Origin of the sequence: Oceanobacillus massiliensis str. N'diop (assembly GCF_000285495.1) — a bacterium.
GTDB classification, from domain to species: Bacteria; Bacillota; Bacilli; order Bacillales; family Amphibacillaceae; genus Oceanobacillus; species Oceanobacillus massiliensis.
In genome coordinates this window covers 38,087-60,691 of sequence record NZ_HE610981.1, presented here as the reverse complement: position 1 = coordinate 60,691, position 22,605 = coordinate 38,087, and the positions used below count along the sequence as shown (strand labels likewise).

The 22,605-nt window shown below is 35.1% G+C and carries 26 protein-coding genes; 22 read left to right on the top strand and 4 right to left on the bottom strand.

The window, feature by feature from the left end; translation table 11 throughout:
* The first annotated feature begins 8 nt into the window (after positions 1-8).
* The 4 genes from OMHG_RS16740 (at position 9) to OMHG_RS17585 (ending at position 1,793) form a co-directional block, all read left to right on the top strand.
* Complete coding sequence (locus OMHG_RS16740) at positions 9-368, top strand: rhodanese-like domain-containing protein (protein WP_010652052.1); 360 nt, start codon at positions 9-11, stop codon at positions 366-368.
* A gap of 129 nt (positions 369-497) precedes the next feature.
* Positions 498-887 (top strand): DUF302 domain-containing protein, encoded by a 390-nt coding sequence (locus OMHG_RS16735; RefSeq protein WP_010652051.1) that lies wholly within the window; start codon positions 498-500, stop codon positions 885-887.
* Between the two features lie 142 nt (positions 888-1,029).
* Positions 1,030-1,290, top strand: coding sequence for a metal-sensitive transcriptional regulator (locus OMHG_RS16730; protein WP_010652050.1), 261 nt, complete (start codon positions 1,030-1,032; stop codon positions 1,288-1,290).
* A gap of 146 nt (positions 1,291-1,436) precedes the next feature.
* Entirely contained in the window at positions 1,437-1,793 is a 357-nt protein-coding gene (locus tag OMHG_RS17585; protein WP_010652049.1) for a class I SAM-dependent methyltransferase, read from the top strand.
* A gap of 247 nt (positions 1,794-2,040) precedes the next feature.
* Here the strand turns inward: OMHG_RS17585 and OMHG_RS19155 are convergent, their stop codons facing one another.
* From OMHG_RS19155 to OMHG_RS16710, 4 genes are all read right to left on the bottom strand, one after another.
* Complete coding sequence (locus OMHG_RS19155) at positions 2,041-2,685, bottom strand: tyrosine-type recombinase/integrase (RefSeq protein WP_237566220.1); 645 nt, start codon at positions 2,683-2,685, stop codon at positions 2,041-2,043.
* Positions 2,664-3,062, bottom strand: coding sequence for a hypothetical protein (locus OMHG_RS19150; protein WP_237566219.1), 399 nt, complete (start codon positions 3,060-3,062; stop codon positions 2,664-2,666). The genes OMHG_RS19155 and OMHG_RS19150 overlap by 22 nt, the downstream gene beginning before the upstream one ends.
* 91 nt (positions 3,063-3,153) lie before the next feature.
* The gene (locus tag OMHG_RS16715; RefSeq protein WP_010652048.1) at positions 3,154-3,603 is read right to left on the bottom strand and encodes an ImmA/IrrE family metallo-endopeptidase; all 450 of its coding nucleotides are present in this window, start codon (positions 3,601-3,603) and stop codon (positions 3,154-3,156) included.
* Between the two features lie 8 nt (positions 3,604-3,611).
* Positions 3,612-4,052, bottom strand: coding sequence for a helix-turn-helix domain-containing protein (locus OMHG_RS16710; RefSeq protein WP_081498554.1), 441 nt, complete (start codon positions 4,050-4,052; stop codon positions 3,612-3,614).
* Between the two features lies 1 nt (position 4,053).
* Here OMHG_RS16710 and OMHG_RS16705 point away from each other — a divergent pair, with 1 nt between their 5' ends.
* The 18 genes from OMHG_RS16705 to ltrA all read left to right on the top strand — a co-directional run bounded on the left by OMHG_RS16705 (position 4,054) and on the right by ltrA (position 22,507).
* Complete coding sequence (locus OMHG_RS16705) at positions 4,054-4,644, top strand: hypothetical protein (protein WP_044477077.1); 591 nt, start codon at positions 4,054-4,056, stop codon at positions 4,642-4,644.
* A gap of 16 nt (positions 4,645-4,660) precedes the next feature.
* Positions 4,661-6,622 carry a VirB4 family type IV secretion system protein gene (locus tag OMHG_RS16700; RefSeq protein WP_010652045.1) on the top strand — a complete coding sequence of 654 codons (1,962 nt, stop codon included), beginning with the start codon at positions 4,661-4,663 and terminating at the stop codon, positions 6,620-6,622.
* Between the two features lie 3 nt (positions 6,623-6,625).
* Positions 6,626-7,336 carry a hypothetical protein gene (locus OMHG_RS16695; protein WP_010652044.1) on the top strand — a complete coding sequence of 237 codons (711 nt, stop codon included), beginning with the start codon at positions 6,626-6,628 and terminating at the stop codon, positions 7,334-7,336.
* The gene (locus tag OMHG_RS16690; protein ID WP_010652043.1) at positions 7,336-8,475 is read left to right on the top strand and encodes a peptidoglycan DD-metalloendopeptidase family protein; all 1,140 of its coding nucleotides are present in this window, start codon (positions 7,336-7,338) and stop codon (positions 8,473-8,475) included. Before OMHG_RS16695 ends, OMHG_RS16690 begins: the two co-directional genes overlap by 1 nt.
* Positions 8,476-8,498: 23 nt before the next feature.
* Positions 8,499-8,657 (top strand): hypothetical protein, encoded by a 159-nt coding sequence (locus OMHG_RS19145; protein WP_237566217.1) that lies wholly within the window; start codon positions 8,499-8,501, stop codon positions 8,655-8,657.
* Positions 8,658-8,710: 53 nt separating this feature from the next.
* Positions 8,711-9,595: a hypothetical protein gene (locus tag OMHG_RS16685; protein ID WP_237566216.1), complete on the top strand. Its 885-nt coding sequence runs from the start codon at positions 8,711-8,713 to the stop codon at positions 9,593-9,595.
* Between the two features lie 219 nt (positions 9,596-9,814).
* Entirely contained in the window at positions 9,815-10,147 is a 333-nt protein-coding gene (locus OMHG_RS16680; protein WP_010652041.1) for a hypothetical protein, read from the top strand.
* Between the two features lies 1 nt (position 10,148).
* Positions 10,149-10,619, top strand: coding sequence for a hypothetical protein (locus OMHG_RS16675; protein WP_010652040.1), 471 nt, complete (start codon positions 10,149-10,151; stop codon positions 10,617-10,619).
* 3 nt (positions 10,620-10,622) lie between these two features.
* Positions 10,623-11,876, top strand: a complete 1,254-nt coding sequence (gene mobP2 / locus OMHG_RS16670) for a MobP2 family relaxase (protein WP_010652039.1) — start codon at positions 10,623-10,625, stop codon at positions 11,874-11,876.
* Positions 11,877-12,068: 192 nt separating this feature from the next.
* The gene (locus OMHG_RS16665) at positions 12,069-12,866 is read left to right on the top strand and encodes a hypothetical protein (RefSeq protein WP_010652038.1); all 798 of its coding nucleotides are present in this window, start codon (positions 12,069-12,071) and stop codon (positions 12,864-12,866) included.
* 185 nt (positions 12,867-13,051) lie between these two features.
* Positions 13,052-13,207: a hypothetical protein gene (locus OMHG_RS18515; protein WP_154648252.1), complete on the top strand. Its 156-nt coding sequence runs from the start codon at positions 13,052-13,054 to the stop codon at positions 13,205-13,207.
* Positions 13,200-14,291 carry a JAB domain-containing protein gene (locus tag OMHG_RS16660; protein WP_010652037.1) on the top strand — a complete coding sequence of 364 codons (1,092 nt, stop codon included), beginning with the start codon at positions 13,200-13,202 and terminating at the stop codon, positions 14,289-14,291. The genes OMHG_RS18515 and OMHG_RS16660 overlap by 8 nt, the downstream gene beginning before the upstream one ends.
* A 26-nt stretch (positions 14,292-14,317) precedes the next feature.
* Positions 14,318-14,938: a toprim domain-containing protein gene (locus OMHG_RS16655; protein ID WP_010652036.1), complete on the top strand. Its 621-nt coding sequence runs from the start codon at positions 14,318-14,320 to the stop codon at positions 14,936-14,938.
* 141 nt (positions 14,939-15,079) lie between these two features.
* Complete coding sequence (locus OMHG_RS16650) at positions 15,080-17,236, top strand: type IA DNA topoisomerase (RefSeq protein WP_010652035.1); 2,157 nt, start codon at positions 15,080-15,082, stop codon at positions 17,234-17,236.
* Between the two features lie 729 nt (positions 17,237-17,965).
* On the top strand, positions 17,966-18,511 hold the full coding sequence (locus OMHG_RS16645) for a hypothetical protein (RefSeq protein WP_044477087.1): 546 nt from the start codon (positions 17,966-17,968) through the stop codon (positions 18,509-18,511).
* A gap of 270 nt (positions 18,512-18,781) precedes the next feature.
* Positions 18,782-19,069 carry a CBO0543 family protein gene (locus tag OMHG_RS19360; protein ID WP_315969526.1) on the top strand — a complete coding sequence of 96 codons (288 nt, stop codon included), beginning with the start codon at positions 18,782-18,784 and terminating at the stop codon, positions 19,067-19,069.
* A 947-nt stretch (positions 19,070-20,016) separates the two neighbouring features.
* The gene (locus OMHG_RS16635) at positions 20,017-20,574 is read left to right on the top strand and encodes a CBO0543 family protein (RefSeq protein WP_010652032.1); all 558 of its coding nucleotides are present in this window, start codon (positions 20,017-20,019) and stop codon (positions 20,572-20,574) included.
* A gap of 607 nt (positions 20,575-21,181) precedes the next feature.
* Positions 21,182-22,507, top strand: a complete 1,326-nt coding sequence (gene ltrA, locus OMHG_RS16630) for a group II intron reverse transcriptase/maturase (protein ID WP_010652031.1) — start codon at positions 21,182-21,184, stop codon at positions 22,505-22,507.
* Positions 22,508-22,605: the final 98 nt, after the last annotated feature.

Sequence of the window (22,605 nt, the reverse complement as noted above, 5' to 3'; positions counted from 1 at the left end):
GGAGTTGGATGGAAATTTTACAATGGATTTTTTTCATTATTATAATTGCATTTGTGGTGAACTTTTTTCTTCCGACAAAAGGAGTTTCGAATATAACCGCAAAAGAAGCAAAAGATAAGTTTGCGGAAAAAGATGTACAGTTCGTTGATGTAAGAACACCGGGTGAGTATAAAGCCAATCATCAGAAGAAATTTGCAAATGTGCCATTAGCCCATTTATCAAAACGTACCGGAGAATTGGATAAAAATAAAGAAGTAGTCGTTATTTGTCAAAGCGGTATGCGAAGCGCAAAGGCAGCCAAAATGCTTAAGAAACAAGGTTTTGAAAAAATATCTAATGTTAAAGGCGGAATGAATGCCTGGGTATGATAATTGATAATGAAGAAGTTTAACATTCCGTCGTATGGGTTAATATTAAACGTTGGATAAAAATTACCAAATATAATTTTATCTGTTTATGGCAGGTAACTTTTTATAAAAAGGGAGTTGTTTAAGGTTATGTTTCATTATACAGTTGAAACGGAAAAATCAATGGAGAAAGCGATTCATGCACTGGAGGAAAACCTAAAGGAAGAAAAATTCGGTGTGCTTTGGCAATTTGATGTTAAAGAAACGTTAAACAATAAAGGGTTTGATTTTGAACAAGCCTATCAGGTTTTGGAAGTTTGTAATCCAAAAGAGGCGAATAATGTATTATCTCAAAATCAGCTTATAGGTTATTTTCTCCCATGCAAAATGGTTGTGTACCAGGATATTGAAACAAACAAGGTTAAAATCGGCATGCCAAAGCCAACAGCATTAATTGAAATGGTTCATGATGCTTCATTACAAAAGTTTGCAGCTGATATAGAGGAACGACTGATTGTTTGTATAGATAAGACAAAATAATATCTAATTACGAAAAAATTTCATCTTTTTTTGTGAATTTTAATACCCCATCATGTATAATAGAGTAAAGGAAATGAATGTATAAAACTGGTTTATGTACAATACAAATACCAGATTCAATAGAGAAAAGGGGTGCCGTCCAATGGATTATGATGATCAGATGAAAAATCGAATGAAACGTATTGAAGGTCAAGTCAGGGGATTATTGAAAGCAATGGATGAAGGGAAAGAATGTCGTGATGTAGTGAACCAGATGACTGCTGCCAGAAATGCGCTTGACCGTACAGCAGCATTGGTTGTTAGCAGAAATCTGGAAGCGTGCATTCGTGAGGCGAAGGACTCCGGTGAAAGTTCGGAAGATCTTATTAAGGAAGCAGTAAACCTGCTTGTGAAAAGTCGGTAATTCTCCTGCAGATGTGTTGAGGGGAAGGAGATAACAATGACTGATAAACGCTTTAACCTAGAAAGAAAGAGCAGATAAGCTTATGAGTGTCGATCGCAGAAAAAACCACCGGAGGAAAATAATCCGGTATTTGGAATTAGATAAAAATGACACGGTTGGCGACCTTGGTAGCAGACACTGGGTTTTTCACGATTCCCATGGCTAAACAGGTACAGGAAGTTTTTGCGGTGGATATTGAACCGAAAATGCTAAGGATGTTGAAGGAAAATGCGGCGAAAGTGCAACTTGAAAACATTCACTATGTTGAAAGTGATCTGGGCCATATCCGGCTGGATTGTTGTTCATCATTGAGTGGGAAGCCGTTAAAACGGGTTCTGATCCGCCGCTTGATCACCGAATTCCTTCCAATGACATGGAGAATTCATTGTAAAATAACTGTTTCAAACCTGAACTTGATTCATTTGAATCCGGAAAATTACGCATTCAAGGCTGTATTGAAATAATAATCTGATAGGCAACAAGTGTTTTATTTTAGATATATGCTTGTTCCGTTAACGGGCGCGATTGTTTAACAACAAAAGGAGGAAAATGGTCAAACCTTTTTATAAAAATTGTATATCATTTCACAAAGAGAGAATCCATTTTGATCAATCCTTTTTTCAAAATGGATTCGTCTTGATTAGGGTATTATCCGGGCTTGTCATGCCTTTCTGTTCAAACTTTGTTTTAAAGCTACAAAAAGCAGCTTTCTTATAGCCTGTCAATTGCCATAAGAAGCTGCTTGATATCTTTATGCGTATAAACTTTATCAGTGATATCTTTAGCTGCGTGACCCATGATCCGTTTGATTGATAGTTTATTTGCATCAGCATTATCCATAAGGGTTGCGAAGGTATGTCTGCAATCGTGTGGTCTATGATTCAATTCTAGTTGTTGCATAATCTTCTTGAATTTCTCATGATAATAAACATAATAACTCAACTTACTACCCTCAAAGTTTGTAATCAGATATTCATTATTAGGATCCATACGATTTTCAATTAATTTATGGATTTTTTTATGAATTGGTATGACCCTATTCGTCCCAGCTTCCGTTTTGAAGCCACCCCGAAAATACCTTTCATCTAATTGAATACTTTTATTTTTTACTTCCACAAGTTCCCCAGGGCGCAAACCAGTGTAAATCATAATTAAAACAGAATCAATGTCATCGAAGCGGTCGATGTTTTCCCAAAGAATATTAATCTCATCCAAAGTAAATGGTTTTCTGGAATTCTTTGTATCATTTTTTGGAAGCTCGACAAATCTAGCATAATCTTTATGTGTTAAATCGTTTTCTAAAGCATGTTTATACATTTGATTAAATAATACTTTTATTTTTTCTTTGTACCCCATGATTTATCACAGTTATCAATTACAGATTGTAGATGAGCCTTCCTTACTTCATTAAATTTCATATCGTGTAAAGGTTCTGATCTTCTAAAAGCCATTTCATAGCCAAGTTGATTTGATTTTGAAATTTTAGGGAAACGTTCTTTTATTAAGCGTTCATATACTTCTTTAAATGTGAGCTTGCCAGCTGATAAATCATACGGGTTATTATTATAATCAGCTAATGCTACCATGGCCTCTCTTCTGCTTTTATAATATCCTAGATACTCCCGTCTTTGTTTTCCTTCGTCATTCCATCCAGTAGTGACTATGACCGCGAATGGTTTTCTTCGTTTACCAGACAATTTGCATACGGAGCCGTATCCATTTGGATTTTTCAATTTCCTTACCACCTTTCATATCAGCAGGATAGACATATGGGAATATATGTTCTATATATGTGTTAAAAAAAAGAATGCAATATTTGCATACCTACTTTATATGATCAATTTTTTTCAGATTGCACATTTCTTCTGGAACGCCATACGTTTGAGCTACTTCATTTATGGTAACGCTTGTATCTTTAAATTCATAAATACATTTATCTGGAATAAGCAATTCAACTGCAAATGTATTAGCCTCTACCTCATTTTTGTTTGTAGTAAAGAAGGTATTCTTCTTTAAAAAAGGTGCATTTTCACTTTTATGCAATAACGAATGGCCTAATTCATGAGCACAGACAAATCTTTGCAATGTCTCATCTATATTATCATTAATATGGATAGATTGAATCCTTTTGTAGCAAGTGTAGTATCCCAAAGATCCCCCCAGAGATTCAAAAATAATCATGATACCTTTACGCTCTGCTATTTCAAAAGGGCAATTTGTTCCATATTTATCAATAAGTTTTATTGCTGTATTCCTAGGCATTAAATGCGCCATAGAATACCTTATTTTTTATATTTGTTGGGGGTAAACTTTTGTTTTGCCATTCGTTTAGCCATGCGAAGTGAATTTTCCAATGAAGCAATTAGTAGTTCTCTATCTTCCTTATCCATTTCATCTATCGCCCTTCCATCGAATTGTGAGTATGCATCATCATTAGATAAGTTATTTATCATCTTTTCTAGATCCTTAGCTATATCACGCTCTTCCTTATCTGACAGCTCAGGAAGATCTTCCTCTTGCTTGGTGTTGTTTGGTTTGTAATAACCAGCCACCCTCATTATTTCATCATAAGGAATGGATAATGCTTCCGCAAGTTTTTGGATATTCTCGGCTTTTGGAATGCCTCTTTTTCCATTTTCGATTCTGGACAATTGCGCAGCGCTAATACCTGAATACAAAGAAGTGAAGGAAAAGTTTCCAGATACAAATAAAAAACCTAACAAAATGGCTCAGCTACTGCAAAAACTTAAACATCAGAGGATAGTGAAAAAGGAATTTCAAAAAGGTATGAAAGAACAAGGCAAAAAGCCCAAGTTATTAAAACAGACATCTGCTATTCTTCCTTTTGTGCAATTACATGATGAGTACATTTTGTTGAAAGAAGGAGTCATGGACATTTTTCAGGTACAGACGAAAAATATTCATGCCTTAAATGATGCGGACTTAAATTACTTACTATTAAATCGAGCGCAATTCCTCAGAAGTTATTTTCGTTCTTTCAAGGAAGTCATTTTAAACTTCCCAACCAATACGGAAGTACAGCGGGCATATTGGTTGAAAAAACAGCAACAGGCGAAGAATCCGTCACGTTTAAAGTATATTGATCAAAAGTTATTCGAATTCGAGTATTTAGAAAGAGAACGTTATAATCGGGAGTTTTTCATGTTTATCTATGCAGATGATAAAGAAGAACTGGAAGACCGAAAAAGTGACTGTATGCAGGGGATGCAAAATTCATTTCCATTACAGAGATTATCCAAGAACAAAAAGGAACAGATATTATTTCTATTAAACAATCAAAATACGCAGCTTTAAAGAAAGGATGGTAGGTGTGAAACAACATACAAATACTTTTATTGAGGAAGAAAAGAATTCTAAGAAACCAAAACTGGATAAAGCATTTTTAACGAAAATACAACCCCAAGGTGGCATGACTTTTAAAGATAAGTACATTCAAAAAGGAGACGGTTATGAAGCGTGCGTCCATGTGTGGGATTATCCTTCCAACGTCAATTTGCTTTGGTTGGATAAAGTGATGGCCATGTATGATGTTACTGTGGTAGCTGATGTGACCACGATGGATCAGGATGAAACGATTAGTTCGATTAATAAGAGTATGGTGGAACATGATGTCCGTTTTCGTAGCGCGAAACAAGAATCTGACCGGATGGACGCTCAACGAAGTTATAAAGAAATGGAAGATTTATATCAGCAAATTTCCGAAATGGGAGAAGTTATTAAGCTTCTTCATATTCGCTTATTTGTTGCTACACCAACAATTTGGGAATTAGAAAGGAAGGTGGAGCAAACCATATCTAAACTCAATTCCATTGGATTTAAGGGGCAAATATTTTTGAACGAAACCTACTACGAATGGCAATCATTATTCCTGCCCTATGAGCAGCAAATTAGATTTCCGAATAAAAGAGAGGGAAAAGGGATGCCAGCCATTACGCTTGCATCTGGATTACCGTATCACTTTTCAGAGTTAAATGATCGAACAGGCAGTTTTCTAGGTACATCGTTTACTGGTGGAAATGTTCTATTTGATTTGTTCCATAAAGATAAATTAAGACGCTTTTACAATGCAGTCGTTGTTGGGAAAATGGGTGCTGGTAAATCGACTACGTTAAAAAAATTACTTATGGATAATGAAGCTAGAGGAAATTTCATTCGAGGGTTTGATGTGACAGGGGAATTTAAAACCTTAGTTGGTGCACTAGGAGGTCAATCCATTAGCTTGGATGGAAGTGATGGGATTATTAATCCACTCCAAATTTATCGGGCAGATGATAAAAGCAATTACAATGAAGAACAGGTAAGCTTTGAACAATATGAAAAGCAGTGCTTTATGCAACATATATCAAAGGTTGCTATTTTTTATGAATTTCTTGCTGGCAGTCCTTCTACAGAGGAAATTGAAGAATTTAAAAAGATCTTACGCATGTTTTATGAATCGCTAGGCTTTATGAAAAAAACTAAAACAACAGGTGTGACGACATTGGGAAACAAAGAATATCCAATCTTTAGCGACTTGCTAGAATATATTCGAGAGCAGCTATATGACAACTCAGAGAAACGAACGATACGTAATGAATTATCCATTTCGCGGGTAGATCGGTTGGAGAAAATTGAATTAGTCGTTGATAACTTAGTGAACAGCTATGCTTCATTGTTTAACGGTCATACAACGATTCAGGATATCACTGATGAACAAGTGATTTTCTTTTCTATCCGTAACCTGACGAAATTAGAAAAGAATGTGTTTCAGGCACAAATGTATAATACGTTAAATTTAATCTGGGATAACTTGATTCAAGTGGGAGCAAGACAAATGAAACAGATGTATCAAAGTGAAACATTTGACCCTGATGATGCCGTCCGATTTTTAATTATGATTGACGAAGCACATCGTTTGGTGAATGCCGAAAATATGTTAGCTGTCTCTTTTTTAACAGATTTTGCAAGAGAAGCCCGTAAGTATTTTGGTGGGATGATTTTAGCAAGTCAATCCATCAGAGACTTTGTTCCAGATAATAAAGACACTGCAACCGTCACAAAAATACGTACGTTATTTGAACTAACTCAATATAAGTTTGTGATGCAGCAAGATTCAAACACATTGGACTCTTTACGAACAATTTTTGAAGGGCAGCTAACGGAAAGCGAATTGGAACACGTCCCTCAACTCCAGCAGGGAGATTGTTTATTAAGTATTTCAGGTGTCGGAAACATTATGTTATCCATTGAAGCGAGTGAAGAAGAATTAAAGCTGTTCACTGGAGGGTTGTAAACGATGCGAGAAGATAATCATGAAAAGCGAATGTTTTATAAGTTTATCTTTCTATTAGTAGTGACAGGTTTAATTGTGATTGTTTGTATATGGAAATGGACTGCCGATGATCCAAAGGAACAAGATCCGGAAGAAATGTTTGGAACGTCCAGCCAAAAAGAAAACATGCAAGAGCCGGTTAATCTGGATGAGGAAAAAATAAATGCTGTATTAAAAGATGAAGGGAAATCCAAGAAACCGGACGCAGCAGATGAAAATAAGCAAAGTGAACAAACAAAAAATAATCAGGAAGAGGCCGATTTAGAACAAAAATATATCATCCAATATAGTGAACAAGAAGTAGAACAGGCGAAAGAGCAGGCAGAAAAGGTGATTGCTCTTTATTTATTACAGCTGACGGATTGGGACAAGTGGGAGGATGCAGTTACAGCAAATTATCTTGAAAATGTGCAAAAGGAAATGACCAACTTTAAAGATGAAAAAACAAAAAGAGAGTTGGATGCAATTGATCTATTTGCTTCTCAACCTTTGAAAGATGGAGAAATAACGTATGGTGCATATGCCACATGGCATGTCACCGTGAAAGGAAAATCAACATCTAAACCAATGCAGTTATACTATATTACGTTACAAAAGGAAGGTGATAAGTGGATTGTCAGTAACATGGTGACACCGAATAATCAAAACATGGAAGGAGAGGGGAAGGAGAAGTAGTGAAGCACTTAAAACAATTTGCAAAACATATGATAAGGAAGAAGCTACTAGTAGGAACGGGTAGTTTTTTAATTGCGAACATTATTCCTGTCCTAATCTTTCTTGTTCTTTGTACATTGTTGATGGCGATAATTGGTGCATTAAGTGGTAGTGTTGATCATCAACATAATGATCAAGATGATAATGGTGGAGGTGGTTATATTTGTTCGCCAACAGGCGATATGAATCAAAAAGAATGGGATAGTTACTTTAAGCATGAAGATCGTTCTGGCGTTTTTACGGGATATGGTGATGATATTATCGAACTATCTGAAGAAAAAGGTATTGATCCGATTCTTTTTGGTGCCATTGCTTTACATGAAACAGGTTATGGAACTTCCAGTGGAGTAGTCGATAAAAATAATCCTGGAGGGTTAATGGATCCTGCAACAGATTGGCAAACACTACAACGTTTTCCAACATTAAAAGATGGTTTAGAAGCCATGGCAGATACTTTATATAATCGTATTATTGTAGATGGATTAGTAACGATTGAACAACTGGGGAAAGTATATGCTCCACTTGACGCAAAAAATGATCCAAACAATTTAAATAAACATTGGATACCAACGATGAAAAAACTAACCACAAATTTGGGCGGCTTAACCATGAATTGTGAAGCAGAAGATCATGTTGATATGGAAATAATCGGTGGGAAGTCTTGGTTTTCACCATATACCAAAACCATCACTTCAGGTTTTGGTTATCGCTCAGGATGTGGGAATTGCACCACATTTCATGCAGGGTTAGACATTGCAAGTGCCGGGATAAGGAATACACCGATTGTATCTTTTGCAGATGGGAAAGTGACCATAAGTGAATCGAACGGAACGACATTTGACTCCACTTTAGAAAATATGGGAAAAGGTTATGGCTGGTATATAGAAGTTGATCATGGCAATGGCATTAAAACCCGCTATGCTCATATGGGCAAGAAAGGAATACCTGTCGGAAGTGAAGTGAAGGCAGGTGATGTGATTGGTCATGTTGGTTCAACTGGAGCGTCAACCGCACCTCATCTTCATTTTGAAATTTTAATGGAAGGGGAGAAGGTTGACCCTATGCCGCATGTCAAATCATTTTTAACAGGTGATAATTGATAAAGGAAGGAGGATTTAGCAGTATGAAAAGTAAATTCAATCGTGGAAGAGAAAATAAAGTTTATATTGGTATTATCATCACACTAGGCGTTTTGTTTGGTGTTTTTTTACGTCTAAATCATGGATGTATGATGACAGTGCCATCGCACAAACGCCATATAATAAATCCATCAATGGATTAAATCAAACAACATTAATTTTAAGGAGTTGGGAATATAATCCGAAAAATCAACTCATGGAAGTAACAATCGAGACCGTTCATACGGGAACAGATGCAGCAGAACCGACATTTACGTTTGAGGCAAAAGGAAAGGAATCAAAAGAATTATATCCAGCAAAAAAGGTGTATGAATCCGACAACGTGATGGTTGTTCATATTGAAAATGTTCCGACTGAATACCATGTTATCGGTTTATTTGTAACGGAACATCGAGACGATAAAATATTAAAACAAGAGTATAAACGACAACTGAAGAATGATAGTGATGTTGCTACAACTGAATTAGATAAGATTAAAAAGTCTGATTTACCAAAGCCGGAAGATGTCATTGTCGTGGGTGATTATCGTGAAATTAAAGTCAATAAAAATCTTGTTGTAAAGTCGGATAAAGCATATCAGAAGGAAGCGATCGTGGAAGATATGAAACGAATTAAACAAGAAATCACTGTTATCATTGATGAAAGTATTCCTTTTCAAAAAGAATTAGTTTCAACTTTAGCAAAAGAAAAAGCATCATTAAAAAGTGAAATGGAATATGAAACGAAAGAGGAACAAACTGAAACAGAAAAGGAAATTGACAAAAAGGAGAATGCCATTTCCAGCGCAGAAGAAGAAATTGAAGCATACAAATCAAAGGTAAAAGAGCTCAAGGAAAAGTACGATAATCGGGAAGAAAAACTCGATAAATTGTTTCATCCTGAACGTCAATCAGTAGAAGAAAATCAAGAGTCGAAAGAGCAGAAACAGCAGCAAGAAGCGAAAAAGAAACATGAAAAACACCAAAAGCAGGATGCGAAAAAGCAGGACAAAAATAAAAAGGATGAATCTAAAAAGGAGCAGAAAAGGCAACAGCAAAAGAAGAAAAACAAAGATAAGCCTTCAGAAAAAGAGGGGAAATAAACATTAAAAGGTCTATATAAAACCTATATATTCAGCAAGAAACACCTATATGAAAGGTATATATTTGACTGGAAAAATGGGCTTACTGGAAAACTAGGCGCTGCCTAGTAACCCACGCAATGTGGGTACACTTTCCCCTTATCCTGTTCAACAATCCCTGTTCTTGTGAACGGGGATTTTCCTATTTTCTAATATACTGTGTGAGAGGAGCCGATTTGAATGGAAATAAAGATTCGGGATGTGGATGTTCGAGCAGTAAAAGTATTAGATGAAGAAGCTAAAAAACAAAAGGTATCAAGGAATGTTTTGCTGAAACGAATGGTAGAGGATGCAGTGAAATTTGATGGAATTAAATTAGCAGAAAAAGAGTTAGATGTGACCGTGAGTCGAGTTGCTGACGGATTGGAAATGACGTTCAAACGATTAAATCATATAGAAAAACGGACGCTCCATCTGTACTTGATTTTATGTGACGCACTTGGACTAAATCCAAAAGAAGCCAATCACATTTTAGACAAAACATTTGGTATGGATGATAAGGAGGGAAATTAAAATGAGCATGACAGAAGAGAAAAAACAGGGTTCATATTTTTTGTTAAGCACTGAAACGAAAGAAAAAATCAAAGTGACAGCAAATGAAAATCACACATCTCAAGCGAATGCCATTGCCTTAATGGTGGATGCTTATTTTGAAAATAGAGAAGAAGAATATGTTCTATTCAAACAAACGATTTCTGACTTACTGGATGAAAAATTAGATTTCGTAAAAGAGAAAATGAATCGCATTCAAGTAGCAAGTAACGTTATTGATCGGGACACGAAAATCATTCTGGAGTTCATGAACCATTACTACCTGGTGAATAAATTCAAAAACTTAATTACAACGGAAGAATTTAAAACAAAAGGAATGGAACAAGCAGAAGAATTAGTGCAAAAAAGGATTCATAAACAGCGGCAAAAGAAATTAGATCATGAACGACAAAAGGGATTAAAGCAACAAGCACAACCGGAAAGTCAGGAATAGATCATGAGTCCAGCAGTTGTATTGCGAAGTAAATTTGTTACACCTAGGTCGAGTACGTTTAATGATTACATTAATTATATGGATCGTGAGGATGCGAAACAACATGTGAAAATGGATACCTCATCTGATAAAGAAAATGATTTTGATGTGTTCTATCACTTCATGGATTATATGGATGATGACGAAAAACAAGGTGAGTTATTTACCTCCAGTAAAGACAGATTGAATGACAAAGAAAAGCAAACAGTCAAAGAACAATTTCAACTAGCACAGCAAAATGAATCACCAATGTGGCAAGATGTCATCTCTTTTGATAATGAATGGTTGGCCAAGCAAGGATTATATAACTCAACAACTCATACAGTCGATGAAACAAAAATGAGGGGTGTTGTACGCGAAACGATGCAAGCTATGTTACAAGCAGAAGGGATGCAGCAATCGGCAATTTGGACGGCATCCCTACATTACAATACAGATAACATTCATGTACATGTTGCAACCGTAGAACCTCATCCAACAAGAGAACGAATGAATGTATTTGATAAAGAATCGAATACATGGCAAGAGGAATATCGAGCCAAGCGAAAACCAAAAACGTTGGACAAGATGAAATCTAAAGTAGCCAATGTTATTTTAGATCGAACTCATGAACGAAATAAGGTAGATGAATTGTTGCGTGGAACCATACGCTACAAAAAGGAAAATAATATTTCGTTATCATCTTTCCAGAAAACAGAAACATTATTTAAAGAAGCGATGAATCATTTGCCGGATGATCGAAAACAATGGCGTTATGGTTATCAATCTATCAATGAGGCCAGGCCATATATAGATGAAATAACCAAAGTTTATTTAGAACAGTTTCATCCAGAAGAGATTCAAGCATTAAAAACCAAATTGGATGAAGAAGTAGATGTGATGAAAGAAATGTACGGTGAAGAAAGTGATTATCAACAATATAAAGATACAAAATTAGATGATCTTAAAAAGCGTATGGGAAACGCCATTCTGACCGAAATGCGTGCAGTTGATAAGGAAGAAAGGGTGTCGGACTTTAAACAAAAAATAGCTATAAGACAGTTTCATGCATTAGAAAAGGAAAACCAACAATCATTCTTCCAACGCTACAATGGGAAGGAAAATCCTAGTTTGCATGTTTCTGTTATCCGTTTGAAGCAAGCGATGAGAAAAACATTTCATGATTATAAGCGAGAAAGAGATATAGATGAATTTGATCAGATGATGGATAAGGAGTGATTTAATGTAAGCCTAACATTTTCGCCTCCTGTTTGATATACTTTTGTCATGTAGAGTTGTTGAGCTAAAGGTGCCGGATAAAATCAAATAATAATAATTAGTCGTTATTTAACATTGATAAAGATGCTGATTTTCCATTTGTCTATTTTACCTCAAAATATAAAGTGTAATATTTAGAGTGGGGGATGAAACATGGATAGAAAAGATGAGCTAAAATTTATAGCTAAAAATGCAGGGGCTGATTATTTACAAGTGTCAGGAAGAACATTGGATGATAGGCTTGAAAAAATCACTTTGAGCGAACAAGATGAAAATCAAATTATAAGAGAGCAAGGTCTAAAAGTTACTAGAGATAAAGGATTATCATTACTCGGATTTGTAGGAGATGTTATTTCTACAGTCCTTAATTGGAATGATGATGTAAATCAAAATTTAACAGAAGCCAAGAAAATGATATTATTAGAACAATATTTTATTAAAGTGGACGAACAATCTAAAGCTGTTGATATGCTTAGCAACTTTTTAAAAAATCCGCAAGGGAATACACTGTTTAATAAAATACTACGAATAATAGACGATTCTCCACCTGATCCTGAATTGACTGGACATTTATCAACGGTCTTAAAGAAAATGATTGAGGAAGGTAATTTCGAGGAACTATTTGAGCAACACAGATATGCTTTAGGACAAATAGAACGATTGACTCCTCAAGCAATAACAATTATAGCTGACTATCGAAACTGGCCACCAATTCACTTAGGTGCATCTGTTTCTTTTGGACCCAAGGTCACATCAGATTTTTACTCGGAATTTACAAATGCATACAGTCAATTAAAAGGAATTGGAGATGTTAATAAGATAAAAAGAATACAACATTCTGTTATAGAAATACAAAAGCTAGGCTTAATGGAAGCTTATAATGCAAAAGATCAACAAACTTTTTGCCAGCTAACTGATGTTGGTAAAGATTTATTACTATATATTGAATAATTATGATAAGTATTAGCTGGACATTTACAGTATAGTGGGGTTCAAAATTAATCTATATGGTTGGAATAAAAAGGCACTTTTAAAAGCACAGAAATTAATTGATAATAATTAATTCTGTGCTTTTTGTATGCAGTTTTTGATGGGTTTATCGATAGTTTTTACAAAAGTAGAAAGGAATGGTTTACATGAGAAACAATCAGCAAAGCATTTTAGATTATTTTGGAGTGAACAGTCAAAAGGAATTATTGGAGTTCATGCAGGCGAATCCGAAAGATAAGGATGTTCTTTTATTGAAGGAATTGCTCAATCGTGCAGAGATTGGCCGTGATACGGATGAATAATTTGTATGAACATTTTGGCTGTACGTCCAAAGAGGAGCTTTATCAAAAAGTAACCAAGGATGATGATTCCGTAAGAAGTTTAGTGGATTTTATAGACTTCTCAAAAGGACAAATGAACAGCAAAGAAGTAGGAATATCTTCTCCACAAAACTTTATTGAATTTGTAACGAAGAATAAAATGCCCTCCAAGGATGAGATGGTATCTGTGTTTTGTTCCACCAAAAACGAGCCACTGCATTTAAGCCGATATAAACTTCATGATCAAGATGATCTAAAAAGGGTTCTGAAAGAAGGTTTACATGCAGGCGGTGTATCCATGTTTAATTTATCAAACAGTTCTACGTCTACTGGTAAGGAAGCAGAAATGACCAAATACTTTAAAACATTTGGGATAGATGTGATTGATGGATTTAGCTATAACGAATTCAGCGACACAATCACATCCAATCAGGAAATGATTCCGTATAGTCGCGATAAATATGCACCATCTGTAGATAGTGTTGCCGAAAGTGAAGGTCATACCATGACAGCTTATAATCTGCAAAATGGCATAAACACATACCAAGGATTTGACGAATTTACTTCTTTTTTCGCTAATCAAGAGATTGTTGGATCTCATATGTTGAAAGATAATGCAAAGGTGAAGAAAAGCTTGAAAGTTGGTTATCAGTATGATTGGCAAGAATCGTTTGGAGTAATTGCTTGTGATGCTGATGGGAAAGTTCTAGCTGTTAAAGAACTTTTCAAAGGGTCACCTAATGCAAGTATAGTGGATAAGAAGGTATTTACAAAGGAATTATTGTCGCGTGAAGATGTATCAAAGGTTGCCGTTTTTCATAACCATCCTTCAGGCATACCGGAACCAAGTGCTGAAGATAGAAATGTGACCAAAGGTTTGAAAGAAATATCCGAAAAATTGGATGTACAGTTATTGGATCATTTTATTGTCGGAAAAAAGAATGTCTATTCCTTTGCAAAAGATATTCCCGGACATGTTAGCAGCAATGAAGATTATAGAAAACTCATTGAAAAGCAGTCAAAGACAAAAGGCGGTAAACAGCATGCATTTGAAATGGAAATGTGAGCAAAAGAAAGGGGAAGAACGTTTTAATGGGACATACATTAATTTTAGCTGAAAAGCCGAGTCAAGCAAAAGCGTATGCAGATGCTCTTCAACATACAAAGAAACAAGATGGTTATATAGAGGTAAATGATGGTCGCTTTTTTAAGGAGAAAGCATATATCACTTGGGGATACGGGCATTTGGTTGAACTTCTTTCTCCTGAACAATATAACGAAACATGGAAAATATGGAGATTAGATCAATTGCCCATGTTTCCAGAGCAGTTTCGTTTTCAGGTAAGTAAAGATAAGAAAAAGCAATTCAATATAGTGAAAAGACTTTTAAATGATTCAGCGGAAATTATTGTTGCAACCGATTGTGACCGAGAAGGCGAAAACATTGCAAGAAGTATCATATCACTTGCTGGTGCATCACATAAACCAACCAAACGATTGTGGATTAACTCCTTAGAAGTGGATGAGATACAAAAAGGATTCCGTCATTTAAACAACGGAATTAATTATCTTTCATTATATAAAGAAGCTCAAACAAGGCAATATAGCGATTGGCTAGTAGGAATGAACGCTTCCAGACTATATACATTGCTATTACAAAAGAAAGGGATGAAAGGCGTATTCAGCGTTGGCAGGGTTCAATTGTATCCGTGAAATATTTGGGTGTTTTTAAAAATATATTGATATATATAGCTTGTACGAATTTCACCCAAACTTTGATGGGTGTATTTAATTTGAGGGTTAGGAAATTTGGATTTTCTATCACAAAAAGAGGGTAGAATTGGAGGTAACAACATGCTTAGTGTAATAATTACTGAAAAGCCATCAGTTGCGAAAAATATCGCTGATGCATTAAATATCAAAAAGAGAAAAGATGGATATTTTGAAGGTGATGGGTACATTATCACTTGGGCGTTTGGCCATTTGCTGCAACTCTACGATGCAAAAGATTACGATGAAAAAATGGCAAAATGGAATTTGGAGAATTTCCCCTTTATTCCATCGAATTTTCGATATAAAGTAAAAAGTGATTCACGAAATAGAGATAAAGAGGACTTTGGTGCAAAAAAACAACTAAAAATAATTTATAACTTAATAAAAAGGGATGATATTAGTCAGATTATTTCAGCTTGTGATTTTGATCGGGAAGGCCAGATTATTGGAGATACAATTATATATAATCTAAGAACGCAAAAGAAAGTATATCGTTTATTGCTAAACGAATGGACACCAGATGAAGTGCTAAAAGGGCTCCGAAACATAAAGCTAAATTCAGAAATGAAGCCACTTCAGGATGCGGGTATTAGTCGTCAGTGGGCTGATTGGGTAATTGGCATTAATTTAACATCTGTGGCAACGTTAAAGTATCAGAAAGGTGCAGGGAAGGCCTTAAATATAGGAAGGGTATTATTACCTACATTAAAAATCATTTATGACCGAGATAAGGCAATAGAGAACTTTGTTCCAGAAGATTACTTTAAATTATCAGCCACATTTAAGACAAAAGATGAAAAAGAGTATGAAGGAACGTATGTTGAAGACAATGAGGATAAATTTAAAAACAAAGAAACGCTAGAATTAATTCAACAAGCCCTAGCCAATCAAACAGCAACCATTTCCGATAAACAAGTTGAACGGAAAAGAGAGTATCCTCCCTATTTATTTAATCTTTCAAATTTACAAGGCTATATCACAAATAAATACAAGGGATGGACTTCAGATAAAGTATTAAAGGTCGCCCAATCACTGTACGAGAAAAAATACATTACTTACCCTCGTACAGCTAGTGTTGTGTTGGAAGAAAGTCTTGTAGATAAGACATCAAAGGTACTCGATCATGTAAAAAAAGGATTACCATATGAGAATGAAATTCAGTTTACCAAAGCGAAGCGTGTTTTCGATAATTCAAAAGTGGAAAGCCACAGTGCCATCATGCCGACATATTTAATACCAAAGTCCTTAACCCGAGACGAAGAGATAGTTTATTTGGCTATTAAAAATCGTTTTATTATGCAGTTCATGCCTGTCGCTGAGCATGAAGAGACAAAGATTATGACTAAAATTAATAACAGTGAAATAAAAGGAGTATTTATTTCTAAGGGTAAAGTACAACTTGTTGAAGGATGGAAAAAGGTGGAGAAAGTTGAATCAAAGGATACAATTTTACCCCTTGTAAATGTAAATGAGATGGTTAGCATTATAGATCATAAATTGACTTCTCACATTACGAAGCCACCTAAACATCACTCTGAAAAAACATTACTAAGAGTGATGGAAACGGCCGGTAAGGGTCATGAGGATGCAGAAAGTGAAGAAATGATGGCTGCTATTCTAAGTGGTTTTAGTATCGGGACTCCGGCAACGAGAGCTGAAACAATCAAAAAATTAAAAGACGTCGGCTATATAACAGTTCAAAACAAAAATTTACTTTGCACTGAGCTGGGTAATAAAATAGTCGAAACCTTCCCGATAAAGGAATTATTTGATTTGGAATTTACAGGTCGATTAGAAAAAACACTTTCTGATATTGAAAAACAAAAATTTACTAAGCAAGATTTTCTAAATACAATTTTTGAATTTACGACGAATGCTGTTGAAAGAATTAAAGATGAGCAACAAGTAATCATCAATGAAGTGACAAGGGAAAAGAAACAAATCGAAGTATTGGGTAAATGCCCTCTTTGTGGCCATGGAGTGATCGAAGGACAAAAAGGGTTTGGTTGTAGTAATTGGAAAAATGGGTGTAAATTTGTTATTTGGAAGAATGATAAATTCCTAGCTACAATGAAGAAAAAACCTTCTAAAACGATGGTGAAAACTCTCTTGAAAAATGGAGTAGTAACAGTAAAAGGATTAACAAGTAAAAAAGGTAATAAGTTTAATGCTAACATGATATATGAAAAAAATGCCGATAATGAATTCTTTAATTGGAAGATGGAGTTTGTTAAATAATCTAAGTGTTATAATAAATAAATATTATTTAATGAGCTCCTATCGATTCTGATGTGGGCTTTACCGGGGTCTCACAAACAAAATGCGGTTATCTATACTTGGGAGTAAAAAGTCCTTTATTTCATAAGCCTTTTACATTGAAGACATGTAAACAGCGTATTCGTCTAGATAACGATCCTCGTAGCATCAAATCATCAAATTCTACAATCGTTAGTTGCCTTGAAGGCAGCTAAAACGCCTTAAGGCGTATCAAGCCTTTGTTATTTAAGATAAGGTATTCGATGCCTTCCCAGTGTTAAGACATCATTACATTGTTTACTGAGTTAAGATACTGGGGTTCAGCCGAGATACGTGTAAAAATGGGTCACATGCTGTATTTTATTTCCATGTGCTTATTTTTTCCCTTTTGGTAATAGTATTGGGAATCATTTTGACAAATACTTTTGGGAATCAATAAACTTGTAACAAGGGATATCCTGGAAGATTACAAATCAACGCATGGTTTTCAACTACGGTCAATTCTAAAGAAGAATAATTGTAAAAAGGTAAAGGGAAGTCAATTGGGCTCCCTTTTTTTCAATTTTTTTGAGGGCTTACAAGGCTTCTAGGGAGCCAGACCTTTATCACTGCAATCGGTAAGTACAGGGTTAAAAATCTTTGTTCTTTTCTACACTAGATGAACATACAAATATTTCCTTTTAAGGTGGATTGGAAGTTTTAGTTTTGAAAATGGAGCAGCATAATGAGTTTAAGTCACCGGTAGCAGCGTTATTATGGTCTCTGACGATGGCGGGTTTTGGTCAATTTTATAATGGTCAATACATTTTTGGATTTATTCTTTTGATGGGTGAATTTACTGCAAATGTATTATCAAATTTGAACTTGACTATTCATCATACCTTTCACGGAGATTATCTAGAAGCACATCGAGTAGCTAATTATCAATGGGGATTGTTTTATCCCTCTATTTACGGGTTTTCTATTTGGCAGGCATATAACGAAGCGATAATTTTTAATTATCGACAGGAAGGCAAGAAACCTCCCAGAGAAACTTATTTGACTGGTTTTTGTATAGGATTGGTTGTGGGTATGAACTTCGGTATCTATTGGCATCATCATTTTTGGGATGAATTTTATTTAATAAGGTTTTTGACGAGTCCTGTTTACAATGGTTTAGTTTTAGGAATGACAGGAGGGCTGATAGGCCACTTAATTGAAAAATGGATAAAGTCTAGGGAAATCAAAAGGGAGATGAAAAACAATAAAAATAAATGAATCGATTATTATTGTTTTTTTGGTGGAGGGCATAGTCCCGGAGCGGGCAGCGGTTCCGGAGAGTGTTTTGTCTAAACTTTGAAAATTGTAGATATCATTACTTTGATAATAATAAATAGGAGTAAATAATCAAATAAGGCGGTTTTCACCGTGGAAAGAATAATTTTGTGGGCATTATTTCTAATCGGAATTACCCTATTAATTTTCAGTTTAAGAAAACCTTTAATCAAAGACTCGATTTTAATTTTTTTATTGAATGCTTATTTTTCAATGTTTATTGGTGTTCTTGTTGTAGAGGAAAAAATGCTTGAATATCCAATAAGGTTATTTAGTAATTATTTCGCTTCCAGTCTTCTATATGAATATCTTTTATTTCCTGTTGTTTGTATTTACTTTTATCAAACAACCTATCATTCGAAGTATATGAGCATTGTTCTACAATGTTTATTGTATACCTCTGCTTTAACGGTTATTGAGGTTCTGTTTGAAAGATATACCGATTTAATTGAATACCATACATGGACATGGATACACACGTTTATTAGTATTTTTTTCTAATGATTTTTATCCGTATGTTAATGCAATTAATAAACAAGAAGGAAAGTTAAATCAAATTTTGGAACGGAAACACCGAACTGTAAAATCAAAAAGAAGTATTGATGAATGATTCTCGAAGGGTTCTAAAACCTTTCTGCCATTCCTCACACTTCTTTTTTTATTTTCCCCAAGGGTTTTACGCCTTTAGGTATTCGAATTGAAATTTGGAGCATGTTTGTGGCTCATAATGGATGCTGATTCGAAACAAATCTAGCTTTTTTAACGAAATCACGATTTCTAGATTATTAGGGGTTCAGCCGAGATACGTGTAAAAATGGGTCAAATGCTGTATTTTATTTCCATGTGCTTATTTTTCCCTTTTGGTAATAGTATTGGGAATCATTTTGACAAATACTTTTGGGAATCAATAAACTTGTAACAAGGGATATCCTGATACGATATTTCATTACAAAAAGCAAGGTTTTTGGTAACGGAGAAGCCTGCTTTCCAAGTTATGTAAGGATGTGACCTACTTTTACTAGTATCTCGGTCATACCCCATATTAAGTATTCAAAGTAGTTTTTCACTCAATTTTTCTACTTCGAATACTTTAAATACTCCTGATTTTCATAGTATAGACAACCGCATTTTCCTGACTGTACCCCTTAATGAATTGGGCAATATAATGGAGTGAAAGGTTACATAAAACTCCATTTTTAATGCAATCAACACGTGCGCTCGAGTACGCGAAAACAATAAATTTTAACAAGCGTTAGTTATGAATTATGTTGACTCGATTTGTATGGAATATGGATTAATGTTTCCATGGTAAAAAATTTTATGAATACTTATTAATACATATTTTTTTACAATGGTTGGAGACTATTGAATAATTACCAAGATTTTAGAAAAAAAATCTTTGATATGGTAGTAATTATTTGAGGATTTCTTATAAAAGGAACGAGATAATGATTATTCCAAAAGAAGCTGCGAATAAAATGGATAATATCTATAAGGCTTTAGTTAAGACTAATCAAAAAGATCATGATATTTGGTTTGAATATGTGTTTTTATCCTGGCAATGGTGGCTTTGTATCTTACTTTCCATTATTCCATGGGTTTTATGGTGGAAATATAGAAAAAAGGAGTCCACGAATCGTTTATTATACGGGGCATTTTTTATCATGTTTATTTCGATGTTGCTAGATTCTTTTGGAACTGAATTAGGCTATTGGGATTACAGATACGAACCTGTTCCGTTCCTACCATCTTTCGTACCTTGGGATTTAAGTCTACTTCCTATTACATTTCTTGTTCTTGTACAAATAAAACCAAATATTTCTCCTATTTTAAAAGCCATTTTCTACTCATTTTTTAGCACATTTATAGGTGAGCCTTTTTTTGAATGGCTAGGATTTTATCAAGTATTAAAATGGAACCACCTTTATTCATTTCCAATTCATTTCTTAATATTTCTAATTGGATATTTCCTCGTTACAGGCAAGAATTTTGAGGAGTTAAAATAAAAGTAAGGCAATGAATATTTTGTGGATACTTTTCGATTTAATATAAAGATTGATCATTCATATATAAATACGTTTTTCTTATTCAATAATCGGGCGCAAGTGCGGCCAAGCTTAGGTCGTATCATATAACGGGTGGGATTCCCGTCGAGTAAGAACTAGCCATTCGCTCGTAGCGAGTCTTGGAGGACTAAAGGTAACTTTAGTCTTTAAGCGTAGACAGCGAGGTGGCGGGCCGAAAGCCAACTGGTTGAAGGGATTGAGCTCCATAATGATTGTAAATCGAGAGGGCCGATGCTTTTTGCGCTGCAGAAGGCTACATTTTATCTTTCGTTAAAGGCAAGAAGGGTAAAACCTCTCTGGAGTCATAGACCTTGGCACGTTACACATTGATATGATATGGCAACTTGGGAGACCCTACCGGTCTTTTCTTTTTTAGAAGAGTATGGTGTACAAGCGATAAAAAGCAAGGAAACCAAATGCCGATGTAGGGAGTCGGATAGCAGCGTAGTACCAATGAAGTTGGGTAATGCCGATGGAGGAAAGGCTGCTACCTAGTTATCACCCTTACTAGAGACACATTTACTACACACAGAGGTAGGTACTTTAAATGGAAACAAAACTACTAAGGATAGCAGAATTAGCAAAGTCTGATCCTAAAATGAAATTTACTTCTCTTGCGCATCTATTAAATAAGCAAGCACTAGCTCAATGTCATCATGAACTACCTAATAGGAAAGCAACAGGGATTAACGGTACAACTAAAGAGCAGTACGGTGAAAATTTAGAAGAAAATATAGAGGAGTTAGTATGTAGGCTTAAAAGCAAAAGTTATCGTCCTGTTCCAGTAAGAAGAATGTATATTCCGAAGCTCAATTCAAACAAGAAAAGGCCATTAGGAATAACGGAACACGAAGACAAGATTGTTCAAAAAGGCATTACGAAGATACTTAACACCATCTATGAAAATGATTTTCTAGACTGTTCCTTTGGGTTCGCTCCAAATCGTAGTTGCCATGATGCTTTGAAAATACTGAACTTTTATATTGAAAAGAGATCAGTAAACTACGTAGTAGATGTCGATATCCAAGGCTTTGACAACGTTGATCACAAATGGATGATGGAGTTCTTAAAACTGCGTATTGCAGACCTTAGCTTACTAAGAATAATTGGCAGGTTTCTTAAAGGTGGATATATGGAGGAAGGAAAGAAATACAAAACAGACAATGGCACACCGCAAGGTGGTGTCATATCTCCGGTATTAGCCAATGTGTATCTCCATTATGTCCTCGACTTATGGTTTGAGAAAAAGGTCAAGAAACAGTGCAACGGACAGGCATATATAGTAAGGTATGCAGATGATTTTGTGTGCTGTTTTCAATATCAGAGCGAAGCTCAGGAGTTCTTCCAATCATTAAAACTTAGATTAAAGAAATTTAATTTGGAAATTGCTGAGGATAAAACCAAAATTATTCCCTTTGGGCAGTTTGCGGAGAAATATGCAAAACAAAAGGGGAATAGTAAATCAGCAACCTTTAATTTCCTAGGCTTTACACACTATTGTGGGAAAAGTAACCAAGGGAAATTTCGGGTGAAACGGAAATCGAGTAGAAAGAAAGTCCAAAGTAAATTAAAAGAATCTAAAGAATGGCTGAAGAAGAATAGAAATAAGAATATCCATATAATCATGGACAGATTTCGACGCTCACTTATTGGTTATTACAACTATTATTGCATCACTGATAATAGTCTAAATGTCAGCAACTTCAAGTGCAGAATTGAGGAACTACTGTTTAAATGGCTCAACAGAAGAAGTCAAAGGAAATCCTTTACATGGGACAAATTCAGACTATTTCTTGATAAATATCCACTACCTTCACCAAGGATTAAAGTGAATATATACAATTTAAGAAAAGAGATTAGCTACATTCTGTGAATGATGACTAGGAGGAGCCGTGTGCATTAATAGTGCAAGCACGGTTCTGTGAGGGGATGGAGTACAATTTACCGTAAGGTAGAAAGGCTCCCTTCTAC

Coding starts and splice junctions, on each gene's coding strand:
- ltrA (WP_010652031.1), top strand. CDS start 21,182: ATGGAAACAAAACTACTAAGGATAGCAGAATTAGCAAAGTCTGATCCT.
- OMHG_RS16650 (WP_010652035.1), top strand. CDS start 15,080: ATGCTTAGTGTAATAATTACTGAAAAGCCATCAGTTGCGAAAAATATC.
- OMHG_RS16695 (WP_010652044.1), top strand. CDS start 6,626: ATGCGAGAAGATAATCATGAAAAGCGAATGTTTTATAAGTTTATCTTT.
- OMHG_RS19145 (WP_237566217.1), top strand. CDS start 8,499: ATGAAAAGTAAATTCAATCGTGGAAGAGAAAATAAAGTTTATATTGGT.
- OMHG_RS17585 (WP_010652049.1), top strand. CDS start 1,437: ATGACACGGTTGGCGACCTTGGTAGCAGACACTGGGTTTTTCACGATT.
- OMHG_RS16660 (WP_010652037.1), top strand. CDS start 13,200: ATGAATAATTTGTATGAACATTTTGGCTGTACGTCCAAAGAGGAGCTT.
- OMHG_RS16655 (WP_010652036.1), top strand. CDS start 14,318: ATGGGACATACATTAATTTTAGCTGAAAAGCCGAGTCAAGCAAAAGCG.
- OMHG_RS18515 (WP_154648252.1), top strand. CDS start 13,052: ATGAGAAACAATCAGCAAAGCATTTTAGATTATTTTGGAGTGAACAGT.
- OMHG_RS16715 (WP_010652048.1), bottom strand. CDS start 3,603: ATGGCGCATTTAATGCCTAGGAATACAGCAATAAAACTTATTGATAAA.
- OMHG_RS16680 (WP_010652041.1), top strand. CDS start 9,815: ATGGAAATAAAGATTCGGGATGTGGATGTTCGAGCAGTAAAAGTATTA.
- OMHG_RS16635 (WP_010652032.1), top strand. CDS start 20,017: ATGATTATTCCAAAAGAAGCTGCGAATAAAATGGATAATATCTATAAG.
- OMHG_RS16705 (WP_044477077.1), top strand. CDS start 4,054: ATGGCTCAGCTACTGCAAAAACTTAAACATCAGAGGATAGTGAAAAAG.
- OMHG_RS16730 (WP_010652050.1), top strand. CDS start 1,030: ATGGATTATGATGATCAGATGAAAAATCGAATGAAACGTATTGAAGGT.
- mobP2 (WP_010652039.1), top strand. CDS start 10,623: ATGAGTCCAGCAGTTGTATTGCGAAGTAAATTTGTTACACCTAGGTCG.
- OMHG_RS16685 (WP_237566216.1), top strand. CDS start 8,711: ATGGAAGTAACAATCGAGACCGTTCATACGGGAACAGATGCAGCAGAA.
- OMHG_RS16675 (WP_010652040.1), top strand. CDS start 10,149: ATGAGCATGACAGAAGAGAAAAAACAGGGTTCATATTTTTTGTTAAGC.
- OMHG_RS16735 (WP_010652051.1), top strand. CDS start 498: ATGTTTCATTATACAGTTGAAACGGAAAAATCAATGGAGAAAGCGATT.
- OMHG_RS16645 (WP_044477087.1), top strand. CDS start 17,966: ATGGAGCAGCATAATGAGTTTAAGTCACCGGTAGCAGCGTTATTATGG.
- OMHG_RS16740 (WP_010652052.1), top strand. CDS start 9: ATGGAAATTTTACAATGGATTTTTTTCATTATTATAATTGCATTTGTG.
- OMHG_RS16665 (WP_010652038.1), top strand. CDS start 12,069: ATGGATAGAAAAGATGAGCTAAAATTTATAGCTAAAAATGCAGGGGCT.
- OMHG_RS19155 (WP_237566220.1), bottom strand. CDS start 2,685: ATGGGGTACAAAGAAAAAATAAAAGTATTATTTAATCAAATGTATAAA.
- OMHG_RS19360 (WP_315969526.1), top strand. CDS start 18,782: ATGTTTATTGGTGTTCTTGTTGTAGAGGAAAAAATGCTTGAATATCCA.